Source organism: Aliikangiella maris (genome assembly GCF_040719265.1).
Lineage (GTDB): Bacteria > Pseudomonadota > Gammaproteobacteria > Enterobacterales > Kangiellaceae > Aliikangiella > Aliikangiella maris.
In genome coordinates this window covers 143556-168787 of the sequence record NZ_JBFDAH010000004.1, presented here as the reverse complement: position 1 = coordinate 168787, position 25232 = coordinate 143556, and the positions used below count along the sequence as shown (strand labels likewise).

Annotated in this window: 17 protein-coding genes; 5 read left to right on the top strand and 12 right to left on the bottom strand. The window is 38.5% G+C overall.

The window, feature by feature from the left end:
* The 9 genes from ABVT42_RS05105 to rluD form a co-directional block, all read right to left on the bottom strand.
* Positions 1-2103 carry an alpha-ketoacid dehydrogenase subunit alpha/beta gene (locus tag ABVT42_RS05105; RefSeq protein WP_353873825.1) on the bottom strand — a complete coding sequence of 701 codons (2103 nt, stop codon included), beginning with the start codon at positions 2101-2103 and terminating at the stop codon, positions 1-3.
* A 402-nt stretch (positions 2104-2505) separates the two neighbouring features.
* A complete protein-coding gene (locus ABVT42_RS05100) occupies positions 2506-3324 on the bottom strand; it encodes a M90 family metallopeptidase (RefSeq protein ID WP_353873826.1) in 819 nt (272 codons plus the stop codon).
* 172 nt (positions 3325-3496) lie between these two features.
* Positions 3497-6493: a TonB-dependent receptor gene (locus ABVT42_RS05095; protein ID WP_353873827.1), complete on the bottom strand. Its 2997-nt coding sequence runs from the start codon at positions 6491-6493 to the stop codon at positions 3497-3499.
* A gap of 421 nt (positions 6494-6914) precedes the next feature.
* The gene (locus tag ABVT42_RS05090; RefSeq protein ID WP_353873828.1) at positions 6915-7682 is read right to left on the bottom strand and encodes a class I SAM-dependent methyltransferase; all 768 of its coding nucleotides are present in this window, start codon (positions 7680-7682) and stop codon (positions 6915-6917) included.
* Positions 7683-8265: 583 nt separating this feature from the next.
* Positions 8266-10176, bottom strand: coding sequence for an ATP-binding cassette domain-containing protein (locus tag ABVT42_RS05085; RefSeq protein ID WP_353873829.1), 1911 nt, complete (start codon positions 10174-10176; stop codon positions 8266-8268).
* A 151-nt stretch (positions 10177-10327) separates the two neighbouring features.
* On the bottom strand, positions 10328-12901 hold the full coding sequence (gene clpB, locus ABVT42_RS05080) for an ATP-dependent chaperone ClpB (protein ID WP_353873830.1): 2574 nt from the start codon (positions 12899-12901) through the stop codon (positions 10328-10330).
* A gap of 157 nt (positions 12902-13058) precedes the next feature.
* Positions 13059-13748, bottom strand: a complete 690-nt coding sequence (locus ABVT42_RS05075) for a lysophospholipid acyltransferase family protein (protein WP_353873831.1) — start codon at positions 13746-13748, stop codon at positions 13059-13061.
* A gap of 201 nt (positions 13749-13949) precedes the next feature.
* Positions 13950-14837: a purine nucleoside phosphorylase YfiH/LACC1 family protein gene (locus tag ABVT42_RS05070; RefSeq protein ID WP_353873832.1), complete on the bottom strand. Its 888-nt coding sequence runs from the start codon at positions 14835-14837 to the stop codon at positions 13950-13952.
* 70 nt (positions 14838-14907) lie between these two features.
* Positions 14908-15876 carry a 23S rRNA pseudouridine(1911/1915/1917) synthase RluD gene (gene rluD / locus ABVT42_RS05065; protein ID WP_353873833.1) on the bottom strand — a complete coding sequence of 323 codons (969 nt, stop codon included), beginning with the start codon at positions 15874-15876 and terminating at the stop codon, positions 14908-14910.
* A 237-nt stretch (positions 15877-16113) separates the two neighbouring features.
* Between rluD and ABVT42_RS05060 the strand changes: the two genes are divergently transcribed.
* The gene (locus tag ABVT42_RS05060; RefSeq protein ID WP_353873834.1) at positions 16114-16866 is read left to right on the top strand and encodes an outer membrane protein assembly factor BamD; all 753 of its coding nucleotides are present in this window, start codon (positions 16114-16116) and stop codon (positions 16864-16866) included.
* 110 nt (positions 16867-16976) lie between these two features.
* Here ABVT42_RS05060 and glnB read toward each other — a convergent pair whose 3' ends face one another.
* A complete protein-coding gene (glnB, locus tag ABVT42_RS05055) occupies positions 16977-17315 on the bottom strand; it encodes a nitrogen regulatory protein P-II (RefSeq protein ID WP_353873836.1) in 339 nt (112 codons plus the stop codon).
* Between the two features lie 463 nt (positions 17316-17778).
* Here glnB and nadE point away from each other — a divergent pair, with 463 nt between their 5' ends.
* The 4 genes from nadE (at position 17779) to ABVT42_RS05035 (ending at position 22661) form a co-directional block, all read left to right on the top strand.
* Complete coding sequence (gene nadE / locus ABVT42_RS05050) at positions 17779-18636, top strand: ammonia-dependent NAD(+) synthetase (RefSeq protein WP_353873837.1); 858 nt, start codon at positions 17779-17781, stop codon at positions 18634-18636.
* Positions 18637-18669: 33 nt separating this feature from the next.
* Positions 18670-20274: a sensor histidine kinase gene (locus ABVT42_RS05045; RefSeq protein ID WP_353873838.1), complete on the top strand. Its 1605-nt coding sequence runs from the start codon at positions 18670-18672 to the stop codon at positions 20272-20274.
* A gap of 139 nt (positions 20275-20413) precedes the next feature.
* A complete protein-coding gene (locus tag ABVT42_RS05040; protein WP_353873839.1) occupies positions 20414-21778 on the top strand; it encodes a sigma-54-dependent transcriptional regulator in 1365 nt (454 codons plus the stop codon).
* A 133-nt stretch (positions 21779-21911) separates the two neighbouring features.
* The gene (locus ABVT42_RS05035) at positions 21912-22661 is read left to right on the top strand and encodes a GspH/FimT family pseudopilin (protein WP_367023478.1); all 750 of its coding nucleotides are present in this window, start codon (positions 21912-21914) and stop codon (positions 22659-22661) included.
* A gap of 108 nt (positions 22662-22769) precedes the next feature.
* Here the strand turns inward: ABVT42_RS05035 and ABVT42_RS05030 are convergent, their stop codons facing one another.
* Both ABVT42_RS05030 and thiI read right to left on the bottom strand, forming a co-directional pair.
* Positions 22770-23120 (bottom strand): VOC family protein, encoded by a 351-nt coding sequence (locus ABVT42_RS05030; RefSeq protein ID WP_353873841.1) that lies wholly within the window; start codon positions 23118-23120, stop codon positions 22770-22772.
* Between the two features lie 58 nt (positions 23121-23178).
* Positions 23179-24669, bottom strand: a complete 1491-nt coding sequence (thiI, locus tag ABVT42_RS05025) for a tRNA uracil 4-sulfurtransferase ThiI (protein ID WP_353873842.1) — start codon at positions 24667-24669, stop codon at positions 23179-23181.
* Positions 24670-25232: the final 563 nt, after the last annotated feature.

Here is a 25232-nt window from a genome sequence, read left to right as displayed (position 1 = left end):
CTAAATCGCTAATAAAGCTAAAATGGCGGCTTCGATAGACTGCTGTGTTGGTACTGCCGCGTTTAATAAGTGAATATTATGCGGGTTAGGTGTATCGGGCATGGTCAAGCGTTCAATGGGTGCATCTAAATCAAAAAACGCCTCTTTTGCGAGTGTCGCCGCTATTTCTGCACCAAAGCCCGCAGTCAAATTATCTTCATGCACGATAAGACATCGCCCAGTTTTCTTTACCGATTCCAAGACACAGGTTTTATCCCAAGGTTGAATCGTTCTTAAATCAATCACTTCAACGCCCCGATCAAGGTTTAATGCGGCAGCTTCACAGCGTTCAACCATTGCTCCCCAGGTTACAATCGTCAGTCGGTCGCCCGTGAGCAAAGTTTTAGCTCGACCAAATTCAACAATGTAATCATCGCCAGGATAGGGTCTTCTGGCCCATCGATTATCCAGCAAAAAGCGATGTTCAAAAAATATGGTTGGATTATTATCACGTAGCGCATATCGCAAAAGACCCACCGCATCCTCGGCATTTGAAGGCATAGCAACCTGCCAACCTGTTTTATGAGCCCATTCAACCTCATCAGACATCGAGTGCCAAGGATCACCTCTACCTGCAAAACCACCAGGAATACGTACTACCATGGGTGCAGCGAATTGATTGTTAGTTCGCCAGCGCATAATCCCCGTATCAGTGAGTTGCTCGGCAGCAGGTTCGGCATATTTACGAAATTGAATTTCGGGTACTGGCATCAATCCCGCCAGCGCCATCCCGACCGAGCGGCCAATAATGCCTTCTTCAGATAAACTAGTATCAAAAACCCGATAATCACCGTACTTTTGATTAAGTCCGAGAGTCGCCGCATGTACCCCCCCTTTTGGACCGACATCTTCACCAAAAACTAATACTTTAGGGTTTATTGACAGCTCAAAATCGAGAGTCTGACGAATAGCAGTTAACATGTTAAGTCTTGCGCCTTGCGGATTCGGTTCCTGACTTACCACAGGAAAATTATAGCCACTGGCATATAATCCACCTCGCAACTGAATTTCTGGTTTACCTGATGCATCTTTTTCGGCGTATACATAACGTTTGAGCTTTTTGGTATCGGGTTCAGGTCTTTGCTTGGCCTGCTCAACTGCATCTCTTACTTGTTGATAGGCCTTTTCTTCAATATTTTTCCATTGCTTGGCTGAAATAATCTGGTACTGTTCCAGAAAATCTTTTAACTTTGGCAACGGATCATTAGCCTGTTCTTGTTCAACCATTTCAGCAGGCTTGTATGTTTGTGTATCTTGGAAGGTATGTCCACAAAGCCGAGGAACGCGCAATCTTAGTAAACAGGTTCCCTTTCCTGATCGGACATAATCAATTGCATTTTTGATCAATTTAGGGGCTTGAACAGGGCAAGTACCATCACCATCAATAATTTTTAAATTCTTGTATGCCGCCAGATTAGCAACCTGATCTCCACCAGGCGTCTGCACAGTCTGCGGAACAGATATGCCATATCCGTTATCTTCGATATAAAATAAATGCGGTAAATTATTCGTTGTAGAAATGTTAAGCGCAGCCCAGAATCCACTGGTTGACATAGAAGAATCGCCACCCATTGAAACACCAATTGCGCCGCGGTAGCTTTCATCTTTTAGCTGATCCCGATGATAAACAATGGATTGAGCCCAACCCGATATAGGTGAAAATTGCGAGCCCACACCACCACACATAGGAAATAGCATCGCGCCGTCACGTTTTTTATTGGGGTAGTTACATACTACGCCAATATCGCGACCGTCACTATAACCACCAGATTTTGCCATAGGGGATGCTACTGCATCGACAATATCCAAGCCTAACGATAAAACAAAGGGACGCGAACGATAATAACCAGTTGCTCCGTCATGAGGATGATTAAGTAACGAGCCAATAAGTATTTGTGCTAAATCATGACCCCTTGCTGAGAATTGATTAAATACCAATTTCGCAGGTACCAGTTCTTGCTCTTCAATATCATCCATCGCTCGTGAAAGCAGCAATAAATGGGCAACATTTTGCCAATTAAAATCGGGGCTGGGCGCATTCATATCGATCGCTTCTACGGTCATAGTGTGTGCCTTGTCGTTGTATTTCATATTCGGTAATGATGGATTTAAATGTCAAACCTCGGTTTGCTTTAATCCGCGTTAAATTTCTGTGCTACGCATGTATGGTTATTATAGAGCACCTTAAATTGGATTCTCAACATTTTATTTGCACTTACAACTATAAACAAATCTTTACAACATTTTGAAATCAAGTATAAGCAACTGATTGCTAAAGAAATTTCAACTTTAAGACAGGCTTATATATTGTTTTATCAGTCAGAAAATTTACAACCGTGTTACTTTTTACAGATTTTAAATAGACCGTATTGATTTTTATTTTTAAAAATCAATAGGTTAGATATACCGTAGAAATATAAAGAGTGCGCTATAACTAAATATAGTTAAAACAATACGGTAAATACGTTACCAAATCGCTGGGTTTACTTGGTAGTACTGGCTCAATTGTTGATAAAGTTCAATAGAATCTCGTTGCAGTTGTGTTGGTTGTTCGAAGAAAACTTCACTGGCGACAGCGAAAAACTCAGCAGGATTAGTTGCGCCGTAATAATCCAGTAAAGAAGGTTCGCCTCGCACTGCACGCTGCTGTAACTCTTGGAAAGCCTTGGTTAAAATACTCGACCAATTATGCTGAGAATTATTTGGTAAATAAGGCGCGCCGTTTGCGCTGCCAGTTTCTTGATCGAGTTGATGGGCAAATTCATGTATGACCACATTTCGTCCATCATTAAAATCTTTTGCTCCTTCTTTTGAATCCCGCCAGGATAGTACGACTTTTCCGTGATTCCATGACTCACCACTTAACACGCGTTTTTGGTTTTGTAAAACGCCCGCGCCATCATGTCCACTATGATGGGTAATAAAAGCCACCGGATAAACATAAATATAGCGTAACTTTGAATAATAATCGGTAGGTCTATTTAATATAAGCAAACACGCTTGCGCTGCAATGGTGACACGTATCTCGTCAGTAATTTCTATTCCTTTAAAACCAACAAATTGTTTTTCAGCTAAAAAGACTTGAATGTGTTGTTTTAACTGAAGTTGCAAATCAGCAGGCATACGATAAAAATACGGCACATTGCGTTTTAATATTTCTCGCCAGGATTTTTCAAATGGCCGCTGACGAATTTTCTGCCTTTTATGAGCAATCCAGTAGGGTTTTAACAACACATAAGCAATTAATAAAACGGCCAACAAGCCAATAATCATTAGTGGAGACATGGACAATTCAATCACAGTGATAAGCTGTTTGGTAGTAGCAACTTAATTGTGTCGATTGATAAAAACTTCAAGGTGAATAATAACAAAGCCTCCGAATAGAGGCTTTGTTTTTACTAACAGTATTTGTATTAACAAAAATTAGTCAATATCTAATAACTAACCTCTTTGTCCACTAGAATTCTAGACGCGCAGTTAATGACAAATACCGAGGACGTTGTAGAATTTCAGCTACGCCATAGTCGGGGCCAGTCCACTCTCGAACATCGATTGGTGTATCTGCCGCAAACAGGTTATAAACTGTTGCTTTTAACAATAGTCCCTCTAAAATTTCTTCATCTCGATAAGTGAAAGACAAATCAAAATTATGGGTCCAATCTAACTCTCCAGCAGAACCACGAGGAACGGGATTACCAAACTCATCGTAAAATGCACCAATGTATGAACGACTCTGACACGCAGCCCAAGGACTTGTTGGCGCACAACCATCAACACCTTCTGGATGCGGAGTTAGTTTGTTCAAAGGTCGACCTGAGGCACCTCGATACGCTATACCTAAAGACATTGAATCATTGATATCGTAAATACCTGACAATTTAACAGAATGACGGCGATCATTCGGTAAATTACCACTGGCATAATCGAGCGCTTCACCATAGTCATAATCAGAAGTCCATCCCGGATCGGCTTGTCCATTAGTGGTTTTAACTAGTCCTTCTGTATTGCCATAACTATGAGACCAAGTATAAGCGGCATAGATTTCGAAATTTTCGGTAACGGGACCTTGCAGGGTAAAATCCCAAGCAATATATTTGCGTTCTGCTTTTGGCAATAAATGATCTTCGGCGGTTAACGTTATTTCATCAACGTTACCATCACCATCAAAGTCATAAGCAATTTCGACATCATCACCAGGATTTGACAAGACATAAAAGCTTCCTTGGCCAGTATTATCAACAATACCAAGTTCTGCCAGTTTATTCACAAGAACAGGACCATAGTCAGTATCTTCGACAGAACGTTTCAACTCGTTATAGGTTCCGGTAACACTTGCTTGATAGTCATTAAACTGTGTTGAATAACCAATCGAGAATTGCTCAGAGTACATCGCTTCTAGATTTTTAGAAGCAATCAGGTTGGGGTCAGTTATCCCTACTTGACGGAAAAAACGTGGAATTAAATTATCACCGCGAGATGGTGAACCATCAGCTAATAGTGCTGGTGCTTGTTCAGGTGTAGGATTCTCATAATAATCAAAGTATTCAATGGACGAACTACCTTGCGTGATATTCATGCGAGCAGCAACCGGTTGAAAGTAACGACCAAAAGATGCAAATAGTTTATCCTGTCCTTTACCACCAATATCCCAGATAGCAGAAATACGCGGTGCTACATTACCGTCTAAATCGGCATAAGCTTCGCCACTGGAAACCGTATTTTCGAAGTCTACAAATCTGACGCCAAGATTCAATGTCACTTCATCAGTAATTGACCAGACATCCTGGATGTAGAAAGCTTTTGAACTAACTGTTGAATCAGAAAATCTGTTCCGCACTCGACGACGTACAAATTCAGTTCCACTAGACACGCCATCGGTAACAGCCGATGCCCCTATACTACCTACGCCAGCAATACCATAATCCCACCAGCCAGTAGCAGCACTGTTATCGACCTCATTAATATCTCCAACCACTGCGCCATTTTGGCGATTATTAACATAAACATCGATTTCATATTGGTCAACGCCAAATGAAATAGCATGATCATCAAGATCTAAATGAAAATCTGCGCGAAATTGATCACGAGTAAATTCCTGTTGCTCAATAACACTGTCACTGTGACTGCTATAACCAATACAAGTCCCTGTCGAGCAATCATTTACTAATGGCAAATCATTCGCTGGTTTTGGAATTTCTTCTTCTTCAGTACGGCCAAATACAACATCTAAGGTTAAATAATCAGATAAATCTCCATGATAAGTAATTCCAATAAAATTACCACCATCTTCGGCATAAGATTTACCATCATTTCCGGCACTAAGTGAACCAATAGTATTTGTATCTTTGTTATATGGCAGCGTTAAACGCTCAGTTTCTCGCTTGGTATTAAAAGTGGTTAATCCAATAGAATGTTCATCAGTAATAAACCATTCAAAATTCGCAAACCAACGATCTGACTGTCTTTCACGTTCAACAAATACCGTATTATTTGCCCATTCATCATTATCACGAATCGGATTGAACAAAACATAGAAGAACGCTTTATCTTCAACAATTGGTCCACTGGCCCAAATATTTAATTCAGTATATTCTGAATCATCACGCTCATTATTCTGGCTGATACCAGGACCAGAACTATAAGAAGCAGGATCACTTTTCAAGCGTATCGAATCATGTGCAGTATAACCAAATTTAGGATCGTATCTGACCTGTGAACCAAATCGAAATTCATTATCACCAGACTTAGAAACGGCATTAATAATTCCACCTAATGCACCGCCAAAATCAGCGGTAACACCACCAGTTTGAACATTGGTTTGCTCTATGGCTTCCCAAGGCATTCTAAACGAACCTAAACCAGATTGGATTTGGGTAATGTTAATACCATTGAGATAATAACCATTTTCAGCAGATGAAGCACCGCCAATAGATGAAGCACCATTAAAGTTTTCAGGCGATCCGTTTTCAACTGTTCCCGCAGTCATTAACACCATAGATTCAAATCCATTTTCAACAGGCATCATTTTAATATCTTCGTAATCAAATGAACGACCTGAAGTTGTTTCTGACATATTTAATCCCTGGATTTGTGTACCAACAATTCGTACAACATTTCCTGAGTCTCCGCCACCTAAAACAGTTTCAATAATTGCTGGCTCCCCGACGACAATTCGTATTGAACTGGTGTCGTTATCATAACCATTGCCAGACACAATAATTTCATATTCCCCAACAGGTAAATTTCTTAATACATAATCACCAACAGAGTTAGTCACAACTGTTCGAGTAATTCCTTTTCCTTTATGTTTTACTGTAATTACCGCATTAGCGATATCTATACCCGAGCTTGATTCAACATGTCCTCGAAGTTCGCCGCCTGTGTCTGCAGCGAGCACTGCCGCAGAGCACAAGGATAAAGCAAAACCAGCGAGTACCTTAGTACATCGTCTCATGAAAGGCTCTCCTAATTTTAATTGTTAATCATATTTTTTGTTAAACGTTTTTCGTTAAACATCGTAGTTAGGTTTTTGCCAGATAACACAAATTACACCTTATCAAAGCAGCCAATTAAAATTAAAATCAAAATTGAATTTTTGTTTTTTATTTTAATTTTTAAAATGTTGTAATTATTCCAGCATAAAAAAAATAGCATAACTCAATCAACATTAACAATATCGACAAATTTTAAGTCATTTGACAAAATATTTTTTTCATTCCCACTTAAAAACTCAATATAAATGCAAGAATTTTGCTTTATCTCACGACCAACAAATTGATCAACTTAGATTTTATTTTACATCATAAAACAATAAAATTTCACAAATTGAGATTGTTTATAGGATATATTTGAGATTTACCCGAAAAATACTTGTTTTAACTTTTTGGTTTAATAAATTTTAAAACCATCCGATCTGTTTGATCACGTTTTAATTTAACATCTCTAACAAAACTATAATCTCGCGTATCTTCAATGGTTAATAAAATCGATGAGTCAATGGCCAACTCAAATCCTACAGAGGTAATTTCATTAATTACCGTTTGTTTATCAATACGATGCAAGCTTTTAGCATCCATAATTCCGCGTCCACCTTTTGCGTTGTGATCAATCACCAAATAAGTTCCACCCGGCTTGAGCACATTAAAAATACGACGATTCATCATGGATCGATTAACCCCCTGCCAAACCGTATCGTGATAAAACAACACCATTAAAACTGCGTCAATTTGCATTGGTAAATTAATTGTATCTAGCTCATCAGTATTTTTGATTACGCAATTTTTCCATATTGGCGTTTCAAAACGCGCAAGCCAGCCTTGCTTGGGATTGTGGAGAAAGTTTGCAAAGCGGTTAATTACATAAGGAGGATTATGACTAACCACTAATCCATTGTTACCAACAACTCGAGCGAGCAGCTCAGAATAATAACCACCGCCAGCCACCAAATCGACAACTCGCATGCCAGGTTTTAAATCGAGTAATTGTAAAACTTGCTCAGGCTTTCGATATTTATCTCGTTTAACTTCATCGGCTGGACGCGGTGGTGATGATAAAATTGTTGATTTTAATTTGTCATCAGCTATCAGAAAATTTGGCAGTACTAATGTAAGCACAACCAATAGTCTCAAACCATTTTTCTTCATGTTATTCTCCTATACTTTTTTAATTGTTTATTTCGCTAATATAGCAATTACAAACCGAGATATTATGAAATCTTAAACGAAATTTAAAAAAGCATATGTTGAAAAATGTATCTAGACATATTTATAGCAGCTATTTTGCTCTGCCGCAGAAAATCCATCAATTATTTACCATTAGTGAGCATACCAATCATGAAAATGACTAATAACAATGTATATACAATAAATAAATCTCTCGTACTGAATTGTATTAGTGAGCAAAAGCTTAAAACATGAAAGCTAGAGCGGATGTATAACTAGGTAAGCACTTTTGGTTGTTCATGATTCTGAGAAACCGCCACCAAGTAGCAACGTTTATTTGGTACGGCCTTGCTGTTGCGGTGTATTTTTAGATAATCATGTAGAGTGGTCTCACCACTTTGCTTAAAATGATAAGATCCAAAAGAGAAAAAAATGATTAATATTTATTATTTGGCTTTACGAAGAATTCCATAAAAAACTTAAAGGCTATAAATAATGTATGATTGTGCTTATAGCCCCATTTATCGGTATATTTATTATTACCATAATGCTATTAGTTAGTTTTTTAGTTGCTTTCTAGGTTTTCCTTTTTGGCTTCTAACGCATCCCAAAGTTCATAATCTTTGGTTAATTGCTGTTGTAACTGCTCAAATTGCTGAATAATTTTATCTGCTTGGTCACGTTGCTGATAAAAATCAGGCTGTGACATTTGTTGCTCAATTTCTGCAATTTGACTTTCCAAGTTTTCTAGTTTTTGTGGCAATTCATCTAATGCACGCTGTTCTTTGTAAGACAGTTTAGTTGCCGTCTTTTTGGGCTTTGCAACTTCCTTAACTTTGTCAGAGGCTTTATTACTTTTAGATTGAGTTAATTCAAAATAATGTCGCCAATCTTGATAGCCACCGACGATATCGATTATTTGATGAAGGTTTTTAGCTTTATCGTCAGCTGAAATTAATTGGTCATCAAATACTAATAATGATGTACAGCAATTATCTAAGAATAAGCGATCATGGCTGATAATAATAACTGTCGCTTCAATTTCTACTAACATTTGTTCAAGTATCTCTAATGTTTCAACATCTAGATCATTAGTCGGCTCATCTAAAACAAATAAATTAGCAGGTCGGGTGAATAGTTTAGCCAAAAGTAATCGATTGATTTCACCGCCAGATAAGCTGCTTGCCGGCGCTCTCACATTATCTGCAGAAAAGTTAAACTCTTGCATATAACTGATGACATGTCGCTCTTTTCCATCGACCACGACAAATTCCCGACCATCTGCAATATTGTCAGCCACTGTTTTCTTCAGATCAATCGCTTCACGCAATTGATCAAAATAGGCAACTTCAAGCGAATCACTAACAGTTAATTGTCCAGCAAATACTGGAATCTTACCTAATAAGGTACGAATAAACGTTGTTTTTCCACTGCCATTATTACCCAGTATACCTAGCTTATCTCCCTTTTGAATGATTCCCGAAAATGGCAAATTCAGTGCTTTGTCAAACCCCACTTGCAATGCTTCCATTTTTGCAACAATTTTACTGCCCGATGTACTCACCGTTGCCTGAATCTTGCTATGGCCAATTTGGTTAATGCGTGCAGCTCTTTCTTCGCGCATTTTTTTCAACGCACGAACTCGTCCTTCATTACGGGTACGCCGAGCCTTAATACCTTGTCGAATCCAGACCTCTTCCGCGGCCAGCTTTTTATCGAATTCTGAATTAACTTTATCTTCGTCTTTTAACTGTTGTTCTTTTAACTGGGTGTATTGCAGATAATCTCCCGGATAAAAACGCAGTATCCCTCTATCAAGCTCCATAATGGTATTGGCAACTTTATTAACAAATTGACGATCATGGGAAACGAATAGCAAAGCCCCTTTGAAAAGATTTAGCTGCTCCTCAAGCCATTCGATACTCGTTAAATCTAAATGGTTAGTAGGCTCATCCAAAATCAGCAAGTCAGGTTCTTGTACTAGCGCTTTTGCCAAAGCTGCACGGCGACGCCAACCACCGGATAACTGATTCATGGTGACTTCGCCATCCAAGCCTAGTCGAGAAAGTGTTTGAGTCACTTTAGTGGGAATGCTCCAACCATCATGAGCATTAATCTTTTCTTCTAATTCATGGAGTTTTGGCGAATTAATATCTTCCGTAATCAATTGTTGATAATCGTCAACCCATTGTTTTACCTGACTTAATCCAGACTCAACAAAATCCTTAACTGACATATCTGACTTTTCTGGGAGCGCCTGCGGTAAAAAGCCAATCTTGTGTGTTGTTGAGCGAATAAGATGCCCATCGTCGGCACTGATATCACCTATAATCAGTTTTAACAATGTCGACTTACCTGTACCATTTCGTCCAACCAAACAAATCTTTTGTTTTTCTTCAATGGCAAATTGAGCGTTATTAAGAATTATTTGTGGTCCAAAAGCCAGTGATAACTTATCACCCCGGATTAATGACATGAAATTTCCAAATGCTGAATGAATTATTGGCAGGCATTCTATCAAATATTATTGAAAATTAAATCCAATTAAAGCGTGCACCATTGACTGGTCACAATTAAGCGACAAGCCAATGGTGAATGGTAATATTTTAAAATAGTGTTATTTACTGTTAGCTCCGAAACACCAGTTCACCCTGGTAAGCGTCGATAACCACCGGATTACCATGTTCAACCTTACCTGCCAAAATCTGCTCAGCTAAAGGGTTTTCGACCCATTGCTGAATCGCCCGCTTCAGTGGTCTAGCACCATACACTGGATCGAAGCCTTTATCTGATATATTCGATAAAGCCGCTTCGGAGTACTCCAATTGTATACCACTTTCAAGCAGTCGCTGCGCCAAACGTTTGAGTTGAATTGCAGCAATTTGTTTGACATGCTCTTTTTCCAGTGAGTGAAATATGACCGTCTCATCAATTCGATTAATAAATTCTGGCCTGAAATAGTTACCAATGACGTTGGTAATTTTTTGCTTTAACTCACTGTAATGTTCTTTTCCAGCAGACTCCATAATTAGGTCAGATCCTAGGTTAGAAGTCATAATAATAACTGTATTACGGAAATCAACAGTTCGCCCTTGCCCGTCAGTTAATCGACCATCCTCTAATACCTGTAATAATATATTAAAAACATCAGGATGTGCTTTTTCAACTTCGTCAAGCAAAATAACGGAATAAGGTTTTCGTCTCACCAGCTCAGTTAGATAGCCCCCTTCATCATAGCCAACATAACCCGGCGGTGCGCCAATCAATCTGGCAACCGAGTGTTTCTCCATAAACTCGGACATATCCACTCGAACCATGGCATCTTCCGAGTCAAATAAAAAGTTAGCTAGAGCTTTACTCAACTCTGTTTTACCAACCCCTGTTGGTCCTAAAAATAAGAAAGAACCGTTTGGTCTATTCGGATCGGATAAACCTGCTCGTGAACGTCTCACAGCATTAGAAACCGCAGCAACGGCTTCTTCTTGTCCTATCACGCGCGTATGTAAATGACTTTCAATTTGGAGTAATTTCTCTCTTTCTCCTTGTAACATTTTTTCAACCGGGATGCCTGTCCATTTTGAAACAATGTGCGCAATTTCATTTTCACTAACTTTATTTCGCAACAAAGTCATATCTTGCATTTCAACCTGGCTTGCCATATCTAACTGCTGTTCCAGTTCAGGAATCCGTCCATATTGCAGTTCCGACATTCGAGCAAGATCGCCAGCTCGCTTAGCTGCATCTAAATCAATTCGAGCCCGCTCTAAATCGCTTTTGATTGCTTGTGTACCATGTAGTGCAGCTTTTTCTGCAGTCCAGATTTCATTAAGTTCAGCAAACTCACGCTCCATTTCAACAATGCTCTCCTCCAGATCAGCCAGTCGTTTTTTAGAGCTTTCATCACTTTCTTTTTTCAAGGCTTCACGCTGGATTTTTTGCTGGATTAATTTTCTTTCCAGTCGATCCATTTGTTCGGGTTTTGAATCTATTTCCATTCGAATTAAACTAGCCGCCTCATCAACCAAATCAATTGCCTTATCTGGCAATTTGCGGTCTGAAATATATCGATGTGATAAAGTCGCCGCAGAAACTATTGCCGGATCGGTAATTTCTACTCCGTGGTGAACTTCATAGCGCTCTTTTAATCCACGTAAAATAGCAATAGTATCTTCAACCGTTGGTTCATCTACCTGAACTTTTTGAAAGCGTCTTTCAAGTGCTGCATCTTTTTCAACATACTTACGATATTCATCTAATGTAGTCGCACCGACACAGTGCAGTTCACCTCTGGCCAGCGCTGGTTTCAACATATTTCCAGCATCCATTGAGCCTTCAGATTTTCCTGCACCAACCATTGTGTGTAATTCATCGATAAATAAAATAACCTGACCTTCATGTTTTGCTAAGTCATTTAATACCGCTTTTAGCCGCTCTTCAAATTCTCCACGAAACTTGGCACCGGCAATCAAAGCGCCCATGTCTAGCGACAATACTCTTTTATTTTTTAAACCTTCAGGAACTTCACCATTAATAATTCGTTGCGCCAATCCTTCAACGATTGCAGTTTTTCCTACACCCGGTTCACCAATCAACACCGGATTATTTTTAGAACGACGTTGTAAAACTTGTATAGTCCGACGAATTTCATCATCCCGCCCAATTACTGGATCTAATTTTCCTTGTTCGGCCCGCTCAGTTAAATCAATGGTGAATTTCTCTAATGCCTGGCGTTGCTCTTCGGCATTTGGATCATTGACAGCTTGGCCACCACGAGCATTTTCAATCGCTTTTTCCATACTCTTTTTATCGGCACCAAGGGATTTTAAAATCCGGCCTAGCTCACCTTTATCTTCTAATGCTGCCAAAATAAAAAGTTCACTTGAAATATACTGATCTTTGTGTTGTTGGGCCAACTTGTCACAATGATTTAGCAATCGGGCTAAATCATTTGAAATGTGAACTTCACCCGGAACACCTTGAACTTGTGGTAAATGATCCAGCGCTTCGCCTAATTGACTGCGTAAACTATGTAAGTTAATACCGGTTTGTGAGAACAAGTGTCTCACACTGCCACCTTCTTGATTTAATAAAGCCGTCATTAAGTGGACAGGCTCAATAAACTGATGATCGCGGCCTAATGCTAGCGATTGAGCATCTGCAATTGCCAGTTGAAACTTACTGGTAAATTTATCCATTCGCATAAGTGCCCCTTATAAAATATTTTAAAATCTAAAATTAACGATACCTACAAAATGGGGGTGTTTGCTAATAAATCAAGTAATGCAAGCAGCGCAAATGCTGATTTGGATCAAGCTTTGTTAAGACAAGAAATTTATACCAATAAAACTCAATTTGCAATTAATCAAGACGAATTTGATGAGTTGAAAAGATTAACCATTGTGACATTTCACCAGCAAAGTCTGGATGAGCCACTTGGTCAGCCGAAATAGCGCAATGAGTTTCAAATTCTACCTGACTTCGCTGAATTGCAGCTTGCGTAATTGTGCCAGGCGCTACAATCCCCCATATTCTGATAGGAATGATTGGTGTTAAGGTCAATAAACTCAACTTTATTATACCGGGTTTAATTTTTTCTCGAGGTGTCGTAGTATGGTGGATTCCACCTTGCGGAAAAATTGCAACAACTTCGCCAGCTTGAATGGCTCGAATAACACTGCGAAACGCCTTTTCAACCCGTCCCGCACGATCAACCGGAATACATCCGGCGGCTCGAAACATCCAGTTTAAAATTGGTTTTTGATATTCTTCTTGCGCAATCATAAATCGAATGGGTCGATTGGTTGCGGTAATAATAATAAATGGATCGATACCTGAAATGTGGTTGCTAGCCAGTATGACCGGCCCGGATTGAGGAATCTTGATTTTTTGATCATTTTGACGATGATATCGGCGACAATAAACTCGTATTAATCCATCTAAAATATTGGTCAGCCAATGTCCCCAATCAGCTTGATTGTTCTTTTTTCCAATATAAAGCACTGCACCGATTCCACCGAGTAAAACGGCAAGTACTGCAAAACTAATCATGCTAACTATTCCCAGGTTTTCATATTATTGATATTTTTACTCAACAAAGAAACACCACCAATAAAAAATAGAATTTAATCATAAACTTGTCTTAACTCTGTCTTGTCTTAACTCTGTCTTGACTCAATTCAGCAATAACCCGATGTAATTGTCAATTAAATGAGCTTCGACTCACCCCAGAAAATCATTCGATTAAAATAATCATTCAATCCAGATTAAACTCGCCATGCGCCCGGTTTGTCCATCTCGCCGATATGAGTAAAAGCGTTGCTCATCATTGAAACTACACCATTCGCCGCCAAAAACTTCAATCCCCATTTGCTGCATGATAAATCGTGCTAGCCCTACAAAATCAAAGTCATATTTTTGCGCAGAAAATTGATTGTGAGCTGGACGAAAAAACGACGTATATTGCTTATTTTTGCTCACAAATTGCGTAAAAACTTCACTGCCAACTTCAAAATGCCGTTGGGAAATCGCGGGACCAATAAAAGCGATTAAATCATTAGTTGATGACTGTAATTGGGGCTTATTATTACTTGCTATATTACTTGCTATATTAATTGTACTTGATTGGTCTTTAACAAATTGAGTGTTTATTGAGTCTTTTTGTTTAATATGTTGTTCAACATTTATGTACTGGTTAACTGTATTCTCAATGACACCAGCCAGTAAACCGCGCCAACCAGCATGGCAAGCTGCCACCCAGCTACCCTGACGGTTGGCAAATAATACAGGCAAACAATCAGCCGTCATTACATTGCAAATGATATTTTTTTTAGTGGTAAATGCGGCATCGGCAGTTTGGTTTTGTGGTGTACTTTGCGAAACTTCAATACACTGATTTCCATGAACTTGATTTAGCCAGGCAATAGTATATTTTAAGCCAGATTGAGTTGGCAAATTATCCAGTAATTGCTGCCGATTTTGTGCCACAGATTGAGGATTGTCATCAACATGTGTGGCCACATTCAATGAAGCATAACGACCAATACTTACACCACCCATTCGCGTAGTAACCACTGCTCTCACATTGGCGGGTGCAGGCCACTGTGGGAAAATCAATGATTGACCATTATTTTTCATCATACGCTTTTATTAATTGGGATCATAAATTTGCATACATCGAATAGAGAGCATCAGTAAGTATGCGACTCATCTATACTTGCTCATCATGTTGACGAACAGCTTCAATGAGCTGTTGCATATCATCAGGTAATGACGACGACCAATTCATCCATTCTTTACTCTCTGGATGGGTTAATGCTAACTGTTTTGCATGAAGTGCCTGTCGATTAAAATTATCAAATAACTCAGTAAATGAATCATCCATACCTTTAGGTCGTAAGTTACGAATACAATAAACCGGATCTCCAACCAAAGGATGTTTTAAATGAGACAAATGAACACGGATTTGATGTGTTCTTCCCGTTTCAAGTTTGACATTAAGTAAGGTAAAAGCCTTAAATTTTTCTGCAATTCTAAAGTGTGTTATTGCTTCTTTACCATGAGCATTAACAGCCATCTTTTTGCGACTGACTGGGTGTCTTCCAATCGGTAAATCAATCGTATCACCAGCAACAATTTCACCATGAACTAATGCCATGTATTCACGTTCGAAAGCACGATTTTGCAATTCCTCAACCAAATGATTATGTGCCTGCGCAGTTTTTGCAACGACTAATAAACCTGTTGTATCTCGGTCTAACCGGTGCACAATGCCAGCACGAGGTAATTTACGCAGTTCGGGAAATTCAAATAACAATCCGTTAACCAATGTATCGGTATAATGCCCAGGAGCTGGATGGACGACCAATCCAGCCGGTTTATTGATGATAATCAGACTATCATCCTGATAATGAATATTTAACGGTATTTGTGTTGCAACCCACTCGCCTTGATCGGCCAAAGTAGTAATAACTTCTAATGTTTCACCACCTAATAATTTATGCTTGGGTTTAATGACTACTTTTTCATCAATACAGACTTGTTCATTTTTAATCCAGGCTTGAATACGCGAGCGAGACAGTTCTGGAAAAAAATCAGCCAGTACTAAATCGAGCCTTTGCCCGGCGTATTGTGAGTCGACTTCAATAATCTGCTGTTCATCGGCGGAACTTTTTAACACGAATCTAGCCTTATAAGAGTTGTAAATGTAGCGAATGATAACCCCGTGGGGTAAAATGTCGCGTTAACACTGCCAATTATGTTAAGTTAGATAATAGTTAGCAGCACCAATTTAGTTGCACCAATAAACCTACCAAGCTTATTTTTGCTACTAAATAAAATTAGTTGAATGCTGGTGTGAGTTCAATATCAGCTTCAGTAATTGGTAAACTGTCCATTTTAACGGCTTTGAGAATCAATGAGAATAGTAAGAATTATATCTGTATTAGTATTAATCGCCATCGTCGCCGGTTGTCAGAGCAATAGAGCGACTACCACCGAAGCACAACGTATCAATAATGCATTCAAGTTATTCGAGCGGGCCCAGCAATCAATGCTTTCGGGAAATTATCGCAGTGCCGTTCAGTATTTAGAGCGACTTGATAGTCTTTATCCTTTTGGTGCCTATTCTCACCGTGCACAGCTAAACCTGATTTTTTCCTATTATAAACTTAATGATTATGCATCGGGGATTGCTGCCGCTGATCGCTTTATTCGCCAAAATCCACGCCACAAAGACTTGGAATACGCCTATTATATGAAGGGTTTGATTAACTATTCATCAGAAAAAGGCTTCGGTAAAGAGTTATTTTCTGCACCGCTTTCCGAACGCGATGCTAGTACCGCTCGTCAGGCATTTGACGATTTCGCTGAGCTGGTTCGTCTTTTCCCGAATAGCCACTATGCAAAAGATGCAAGGCAACGCATGATTTATTTGCGCAACCGGTTAGCGGAATATGAACTTCATGTAGCTAATTACTATATGCGTCGAGAAGCCTATCAAGCTGCGGTATCACGAGCCAAGTATGTGGTCGATCATTATCCCAAAACACCTTCAGTCCCTTATGCGCTTAAAATGATGGAAATAGCCTATAATTTGCTGGAACTACCTGATCTGGCCGAAAACGCACGGCAAGTATTGTTATTAAACTATCCAGGCTTTAAAGAATAATAAAAAGATAAGAGCACTAGATTTGGCCAGTTAAACTGGCCAATTCCAATTAGTTAGTAAATATCAATAAGTGATTTAGATAAGATATTTTCAAGATTAGACATTACGCTTTAAATTGCGCTTTCATTCTCTTCTCCAGTTCGAATACGAATCACCTTTTCTACTGAAGTCACAAAAATTTTGCCATCACCAATTTTGCCGGTACGCGCGGTATCCATAATAGTTTCGACACATAAATCAAGCAGGTCGTCAGGAATAATGACTTCGATTTTAGTTTTAGGTAAAAAATCAACCATATATTCGGCACCACGATATAGTTCGGTATGCCCTTTTTGACGGCCAAACCCTTTGACTTCAGTGACAGTCATACCCTCGATTCCTGCATCACTCAGGGCTTCGCGGACATCATCCAATTTAAATGGCTTTATTATGGCTTCTATCTTTTTCATGGTGAACAACCGGTTTTTATTCTCTAAAGATGATTTAAACCGTCAGGTTAATGTCTCGCCAATTACAGATATTCGATTAATCTAGGCAAAATAACAACCAAACTCAGGTTTATTTCAAATCACAACCTGTTAATTTTTTCAATAATAGACCAAATCAACAGGAACTTATAACTATTCAAAGAGTTATCTATTATCAACGATATCGTGCCTTTTTTTCAATTGCGATTTCGGTATTGATACACGAAAAATAATTTTTCTAGTAAAACAGTAATCTTTAATCGCGATTTTTGAGCCAAGCTTCATTAAATTTAACCTATGTTTAAGGGAATTAAAATTTACGATTATTCATTGAGTGGTGATGAATCATATCTAAATTCATGACTGAGTATGCTAATATTGCAAGTTAACTAACTAACCCAATTAATTAACTCAATTAATTCTTTTAACTGACGAGTAGACAACCTTGACTAGTGCCCAACAAATCATTGAAGCGATGAAAGTCCAACCAACCATAAATATTGAGTTTGAAATCAGACGTCGAATTGATTTTATTAAAAACACCTTGGTTAATTCTGGTCTAAAAAATCTGGTTTTAGGCATTAGCGGTGGGATCGATTCTTCCACGCTAGGAAAACTGGCACAACTAGCAATTAATGAATTGAATGAATTTTCTGATCCTGATATTTCTGACATAGAGCATTGTCCCTATCAGTTTTTTGCGGTTAGGCTTCCTTATGCAACACAAGCAGATGAAAGAGATGCTCAAAATTCAATCACTTTTATCAATCCATCTGTCACCCTTGAAATCAATGTCAAAGATAGCACCGATAGTCTATTCAATCAGGTAGAATCGCAGCTTGCCGAATATTCGCAATTGACTGATTCACATTTTCTCAAAGATTTTACCAAAGGAAATACCAAAGCCCGAATGCGAATGGCCGCACAATATCATATTGCCGGGCTAGTAGGCGGGCTGGTTTTAGGTACCGATCATTCAGCCGAAAACATTACCGGCTTTTTTACCAAATGGGGTGACGGAGCCTGCGATTTGATTCCTTTATTTGGCCTCAATAAACGCCAAATCAAACAAATAGCCGCTCATTTAGGCGCACCTATTGCTATGGTTAATAAAACACCAACCGCTGATCTGGAGTGTCTTGATCCGGGCAAAACAGATGAAACTGCGCTGGGTTTAACTTATGAGCAGATTGATGACTTTCTTGAAGGCAAACCTGTTGATGATTTTGTTACAGACAAGCTGGTCAACACTTATCTTAAAACCCAGCATAAGCGACGACCAATTCCAACCATATATGATTAATTCGTTAAGGGCATATTATCAAGGATTGAATACATGACGCTGGCAGTGGAAAGCGCTCTTCCCTTTTCCTCTTCTTGGCGCGCCTTACAAATATTTTCTACCTATCGAGTTATCCTTGCGGTATTGCTTTACTCGATAGGTATGGTTGATCTGAATTTTAGTCTGCTAGGCTCGCGAAATCCTGAGTTGTACTACGTCTGTTCGCTCAGTTTCATGTTTTACTCAATAATTACCTTTATTTTGAGCCTGTTTTACCAACGCTTTTTCTACCTTCAATTAGAAATTCAGGTACTCATCGATATAGGACTCATTGTTTTACTGATGCATGCCAGCGGCGGTACAGCCAGCGGTCTTGGTGTATTAATTGCGGTAAGCACTTCAGCCGCAAGTATTTTAACCGGACATCCTGGTGCATTGGGTTTTTCAATTCTTGCGTCATGTGCAATCTTTGGCGAAGAACTGTATTCTGGGCTAATCGACACTGGAGATAAAAATGGTATGGCTCATGTTGGTATTTTATCACTGACTCTCATGGCAACCAGTCTACTTTCATTTTATTTATCACGCAAAGTGACCCAATATGAATCGGTTGCCAAAGAGTCAATTAAGGGCTTAGAAAATATGGAAAGACTGAATGAAGAAATCATTCAGTTTATGTCAACAGGCGTTATTGTCGTCGATGGACAAAATGCTATTTTATTAATTAATCGCGCAGCCTGGATCCATCTTGGAATGCCTGAATCGACTAAATCCAGAACCCTTGAGCAGGTATCTTCCCCCTTAGCCAGACAACTCAATCTTTGGCGCAGAAATCACAGCTATCGTTCAAAATCTTTTCGCAATACAGCAACAGGTCCCACTTTACTACCAAATTTTTCGCCAATTGCGGAGAGTAAAGAAAATGCCATTATTTTCATTGAAGACAATAGTCGCCTTAACCAACAGGCACAAAGCCTAAAACTTGCATCACTTGGGCGCTTAACTGCATCGATTGCTCATGAGATCAGAAACCCTTTAGGAGCGCTTAGTCATGCGGCGCAATTAATGAGTGAATCGAATGAAATCAGTCCAGAAAATTCTGACTTATTGGAAATAATTGAAAAAAATACACGGCGGGTAAACGATATTATTGAAAATATTATGTGCCTGTCACAGCGAAAAGTTTTACAGATTAAAGAGATAAATCTATCAAAATATATTCCTATCATGTTACAGGAATATATTAATGGCAAAGAAGAAAAGCCAGAAATTTCAACTCAGTATCATTCAAATAATTTGGTAATTCATTTTGATGTGTCGCAGTTAACACAAATATTGACCAACCTTATCGACAATGCAGCCCGGTATAGCAAAGAAAATACGGGCATCCCATATGTCCAAATCATGATTGGCATCGAGCCACATAGCCACACTATCTTTTTAGATGTCATTGATCGCGGTATGGGTATTTCACCAGAAATAGCAGAAAAAATATTTGAACCTTTTTTCACCACTTCGCGTACCGGTTCTGGATTAGGTCTATATCTTTCTAAAGAACTTTGCGAAGCTAATCATGCTCGACTTGACCATATTCCGCTCACCAAAGGCGGATCGTGTTTTCGAATCAGCTTTTCAGCCGTCAATTTAACTCAGCGATAAATCAGCACATGCTCAATTAAACAGTTAAATGATGTAATGACTGGTAGTAGCGGATAATTTATTAGATAATTAATTCGATACCATATGAAAAAGCGATTAAAATCAATCAGCTAACGATTAAAATGATTGGAAATTATTCATGAGTAAAACACCCGTTGCATTAATTGTCGATGACGAACCAGATATTTTGCAGTTGCTAAGCATTACACTGGTACGGATGGGTATTGACACGTTTAAGGCTGAAAATCTGGCTCAGGCATATCAACACCTTGAAAATCAGGAATTTGATGTTTGTCTCACAGATATGCGACTACCTGATGGCGATGGGATTGAATTAATTCAGTTTATACAAACCAATTACCCTAATCTCCCTGTGGCCTTAATTACAGCTCACGGTAATATGGAAATTGCCATTGAGGCAATGAAAGCGGGTGCCTTTGACTTTTTATCTAAGCCAGTTGACTTACACGCATTGAAAAACCTGATTGGTTCAGCAATCAAGCTTAATTTACCAAATAAATCGGCCAAAGAAATTCCTGCGCGCCCTAAAAAGCAGCTTATTGGCGATACTTCTGTCATGAAGCAGCTCAAACAAACAATTCTTAAACTTTCCCGCAGTCAGGCTCCCGTATTTATTAACGGCGAATCTGGTACAGGCAAAGAGCTAGTTGCCAGGCTTATTCACTTTAAGGGACCGCGTAGCGACGCGCCTTTTGTGCCAGTCAATTGTGGCGCTATACCTTCTGAATTGATGGAAAGTGAGTTTTTTGGACATAAAAAAGGCAGCTTTACCGGTGCAATCAATGATAAAAAAGGACTGTTTCAATCGGCTAACGGTGGTACTTTGTTTCTCGATGAAATAGCTGAACTTCCGCTGCCCATGCAGGTAAAGTTATTACGAGCAATTCAGGAGAAAACGGTTAGACCAATAGGCAGCGAAACAGAAGTCCCCACCAATGTCCGCATTTTAAGTGCCAGCCATAAAAATTTGTTAAAGTTAGTTGAAACCGATGAGTTTCGACAAGATCTGTTTTATCGTATCAATGTAATAGAATTAACCGTTCCCGCCTTGCGCGACAGAGTCGAAGATATTCCTAAAATTGCGGAATATTTACTCAACCAATTAGCGCAAGTTCATGGTGTTGGACACCTCAGACTATCGCAAGACGCACTTAACCGACTGTGTCATTATGAGTTTCCGGGTAACATTAGAGAACTAGAGAACCTGCTAGAACGCGCAATTACACTATGTAATGACGAAGAAATTTGTGCAGAGGATTTAAATTTACCCCAATCATCAAGCAGTATGCTACCACTTAAATCCAATATACCCATTGGCGAACGAGGTCATCTAAGTCTCGATGAATATTTAGAAAAAATAGAGACCTTTGAGATCAATCAGGCACTGCAAGCTGCCGACGGCAACAAAACTCAAGCAGCAAAATTGTTAGGAATCAGTTTTAGAGCCATGCGTTACAAACTCAAAAAACTTGCAATTGACTGACATAAGTAGATTTCTTACGCACCAAAACGTCAGAATCTGATAACTGATTAAGAATTACTCTGATTGAAGTGTTATCGAGTTAACTTATAATTTATTGCCAATTTATCAATAATAATAAGTTAAGGATAACAACATGTTAATCAAGCTTCTCAATTCATTACCAAGTAACAATATTAATACCATTACGCGAACAAACGCTAATCGCTTAGTAAAACGAACAAAATGCGCTGTTATCGTCGTGCCTCAATGTTTACCATTAAAACCTAATAAATTAGAGGGGTCGTTGTTGATAAATAAACCAATATCGCAACAACAAAGGACATTTATTTCGCAGCATAATGGATTTACCTTTATCGATTTAATATTTACCCTTGCCATACTCACTTTACTCTTTGGTTTTGCTCTTCCATCATTTAATCAATTTATTGATCGACAAAAAATAGCAACACAAGTCAGTCAATTTAAATATCTGTTACAAAACGCGCGCAAACAAGCAATTCTAGAAAAATCAAAAATTACGGTGTGTCCAACGGACGACCAACTTAAGTGCAATAATAATTGGTCTGATGGTTTTATGGCATTTATTGATTTGAATGAAAACCGACAAAAAGACAAAAGTGAATCAATGATTTATGTACAAAACTTAAATCATCCTCAACTTTCTTTAAAGTTTAAAGCCTTTGGATATCGAAACTCTTTTCAATGGCATCAAACAGGCATCACAAACCATCAAAATGGTACTTTTTTATTCTGTTGGAAAAATAAACCTGAATTAGCTCGAGCATTAATTATTAGTAAAGCGGGCAGAATGCGTCATTCACAAGATAGCAATCAAGATGGGATTCAAGAAGATGCCAATGATAAAAATTTGCATTGTAAATAATTCAAATAATCAGATACTCAGTGACAATTTGATATTGAATAATAATCACGTTTAAAAGTTACGGTTGTCGATAACCAATACTGATGGTGAGCTTGGTGAGTGAAAAATTTACTCGGTATCAAACTGCGTTATATGCCAAAGTTCACCTGATGGCCCCCACAAATAAATAACACTCCCCCACGCCTTAACCTTTGGCGGTTTAAAGCGAATATTAAATCCGCAAAGTGACTGGAGTTTTTGGTAAACCTCATCAATATTCAAAACAGAGAGTTGAATATTTAAATTTTTTGCTAAACCTTCATGGTAATGGTTGTGCAGCAAGAACGAACATTCGTTTCTTACAAACTCACAAATTTCGGTTGATTCAAATGTTAAATTGAACCCAAGAGCCTGATAAAAAGCTTTTGATAGCTCATAATTTTTACACGGAATAAAAACTCGGATACCATCAACTTTCATTCGATAATCTCTCCCTTTTTATTCATTAAAAAACTATTTGGCATGTAATTAATTCATGCTATGGTTGGTATACTTTAACTTGATAACCACGCTGTTGAAGTTCTTCAGCTTGAAGCTGACTCATAATCCCCTTATCACAATATAGTAAATATTGTGCGTCTTGATTAAGATTTTCTGCTGATTGCAGTTTAAAGAAGGGAATTTCAATCACTTGATTATTGGTTAATATCATCGGTTTAGCAACTACTTCCTGTGGGTGACGAATGTCAATAATCACATCATCTTTTGCCGGCATTGATACTACTTCAATATCATCAATATTAGATTTTGACTGATAAAGTTCGTCAATATTTTCTACTCGGCGAGCAGCAAATGCTTGCTCCAATACTGCAAAATCAAATCGCGATTCTTCATGCTCAACTCTTTCAAGTTTTGCGCAAGTTGTCGGCTTATCAGAAATTACTCCACAATACTCAGGCATAGATGCAGCAAATTCTTCAGTGCCAGTTTCGCGAGAAATACTGATAATTTCTTGTTTATCCATCGCAATAAGTGGTCGTAATGTAATCGCTTGTGTTGCCTTGTCAATGACCGATAAATTAGTCAATGTTTGGCTAGAAACCTGACCAATACATTCTCCGGTTACAATAGCTGGCGCATTAAATTCCAATGCGACCTTTTCTGCAACTCGCATCATCATTCGCTTAAGAATAACGCCCATTTGAGAATGATGAACATTTTGCAATATTTCACTTACCACCTGTTCAAATGGTATCGTGATGAATAACACTCGGTGAGAGGAAGAATATTTCTGCCAGATATAATGAGCAACTTGTTTTACGCCGACTTCATGGGCCATCCCTCCCAGATTGAAAAAACAAAAATGCGTACGAACTCCGCGTTTGATCATTAAATAACTGGCCACTGATGAGTCAAATCCGCCCGAGATTAAACTGATACATGATTCCTGTTGGCCAAGAGGAAAGCCCCCCAAACCAGGAGTTCTCGACTCAATTGTATAAAGTTTATTTTGACGAATTTCCAGCTGCACCTTTACTTCAGGTGATTTCAACTCCACGCCTTTTGCTTCACTGTTATGCAAAAGTGCGCCACCAGCTTTTTGCTCTATCTGGGTAGAGTTAAAAGGATGTTGTCCGCTACGTTTAACACGAACACAAAATGTTTTTCCTTTCACTTCTTCAGCATAAGTTTGAACGGTTATATCCGCTATTTCATCTAAAGATTCAAAGGGATGGGTATTTACTTTAAGAATGAAATCGATACCAGGCGTTTGTTTTAAACGAGTTAAAATATCTTCTGCCAACTGTGCCACTGCAGACTTTTCAACTGAGTCACTTTCAGTGATTAAGTTAGTATCAGATGAAATCATTCTAACTTCGAGATAATCCCAAGAACCAACCACTTCGATATTTTCATTAAGTGGCGTAAGAATTTTCCGCAAATTCTTCTTCAACTGCGAGATTAAACGTTTTCTAACAGGCTTACTCTTAACAATTATTTCGGGGAATAACTTGATAATAAATTTCATTCAGATTGAGTCTTTAAAGCTGATTGACAAAAGGAATCTATTTTAGCGGAAAATCCCCGAAAATACACGTACTTATATAGACCTGAAAGTGTTAGACCAAATGCCTACATCACTTGCAATACCTAGGATTATAAAGTTTTTAATCATAGAATTATGGCTAATCACATCCTGAATGATAATGCCCTGATTTGAGATGATAACAAACATTAACTCATTGCTTTACATAACTATTATGTATTACCTAGTACATTTAATACCTGAATTTTTCAACAATAAACGATAAAATATTTTTAAACACAGAAAGTTATATATAGAGTAGTTTTTTATTAGGTATCTAAATATAATTTTTATTCAAAACACTAATACCCAATAATAACCACTTATTAAATTTGTCTAAAATAGTCGTGATTAACCTGATTTTGACATTATAAAATTATAAAAATAACGAATTGCCAGCGAATATTTTTCAATCTAATACGCTTGGATTTTCTATATCGAGAGATAAAACAACGGTCTATTGACCATTAATTCAAACCGCATGCTATTGCTGAACAAACACTCTT

What these genes read in the sequence shown, in the direction of transcription:
- ABVT42_RS05105 (WP_353873825.1), bottom strand. Translation starts at nt 2,103, where the DNA reads ATGACCGTAGAAGCGATCGATATGAATGCGCCCAGCCCCGATTTTAAT.
- ABVT42_RS05100 (WP_353873826.1), bottom strand. Translation starts at nt 3,324, where the DNA reads ATGTCTCCACTAATGATTATTGGCTTGTTGGCCGTTTTATTAATTGCT.
- ABVT42_RS05095 (WP_353873827.1), bottom strand. Translation starts at nt 6,493, where the DNA reads ATGAGACGATGTACTAAGGTACTCGCTGGTTTTGCTTTATCCTTGTGC.
- ABVT42_RS05090 (WP_353873828.1), bottom strand. Translation starts at nt 7,682, where the DNA reads ATGAAGAAAAATGGTTTGAGACTATTGGTTGTGCTTACATTAGTACTG.
- ABVT42_RS05085 (WP_353873829.1), bottom strand. Translation starts at nt 10,176, where the DNA reads ATGTCATTAATCCGGGGTGATAAGTTATCACTGGCTTTTGGACCACAA.
- clpB (WP_353873830.1), bottom strand. Translation starts at nt 12,901, where the DNA reads ATGCGAATGGATAAATTTACCAGTAAGTTTCAACTGGCAATTGCAGAT.
- ABVT42_RS05075 (WP_353873831.1), bottom strand. Translation starts at nt 13,748, where the DNA reads ATGATTAGTTTTGCAGTACTTGCCGTTTTACTCGGTGGAATCGGTGCA.
- ABVT42_RS05070 (WP_353873832.1), bottom strand. Translation starts at nt 14,837, where the DNA reads ATGATGAAAAATAATGGTCAATCATTGATTTTCCCACAGTGGCCTGCA.
- ABVT42_RS05060 (WP_353873834.1), top strand. Translation starts at nt 16,114, where the DNA reads ATGAGAATAGTAAGAATTATATCTGTATTAGTATTAATCGCCATCGTC.
- glnB (WP_353873836.1), bottom strand. Translation starts at nt 17,315, where the DNA reads ATGAAAAAGATAGAAGCCATAATAAAGCCATTTAAATTGGATGATGTC.
- ABVT42_RS05045 (WP_353873838.1), top strand. Translation starts at nt 18,670, where the DNA reads ATGACGCTGGCAGTGGAAAGCGCTCTTCCCTTTTCCTCTTCTTGGCGC.
- ABVT42_RS05040 (WP_353873839.1), top strand. Translation starts at nt 20,414, where the DNA reads ATGAGTAAAACACCCGTTGCATTAATTGTCGATGACGAACCAGATATT.
- ABVT42_RS05035 (WP_367023478.1), top strand. Translation starts at nt 21,912, where the DNA reads ATGTTAATCAAGCTTCTCAATTCATTACCAAGTAACAATATTAATACC.
- ABVT42_RS05030 (WP_353873841.1), bottom strand. Translation starts at nt 23,120, where the DNA reads ATGAAAGTTGATGGTATCCGAGTTTTTATTCCGTGTAAAAATTATGAG.
- thiI (WP_353873842.1), bottom strand. Translation starts at nt 24,669, where the DNA reads ATGAAATTTATTATCAAGTTATTCCCCGAAATAATTGTTAAGAGTAAG.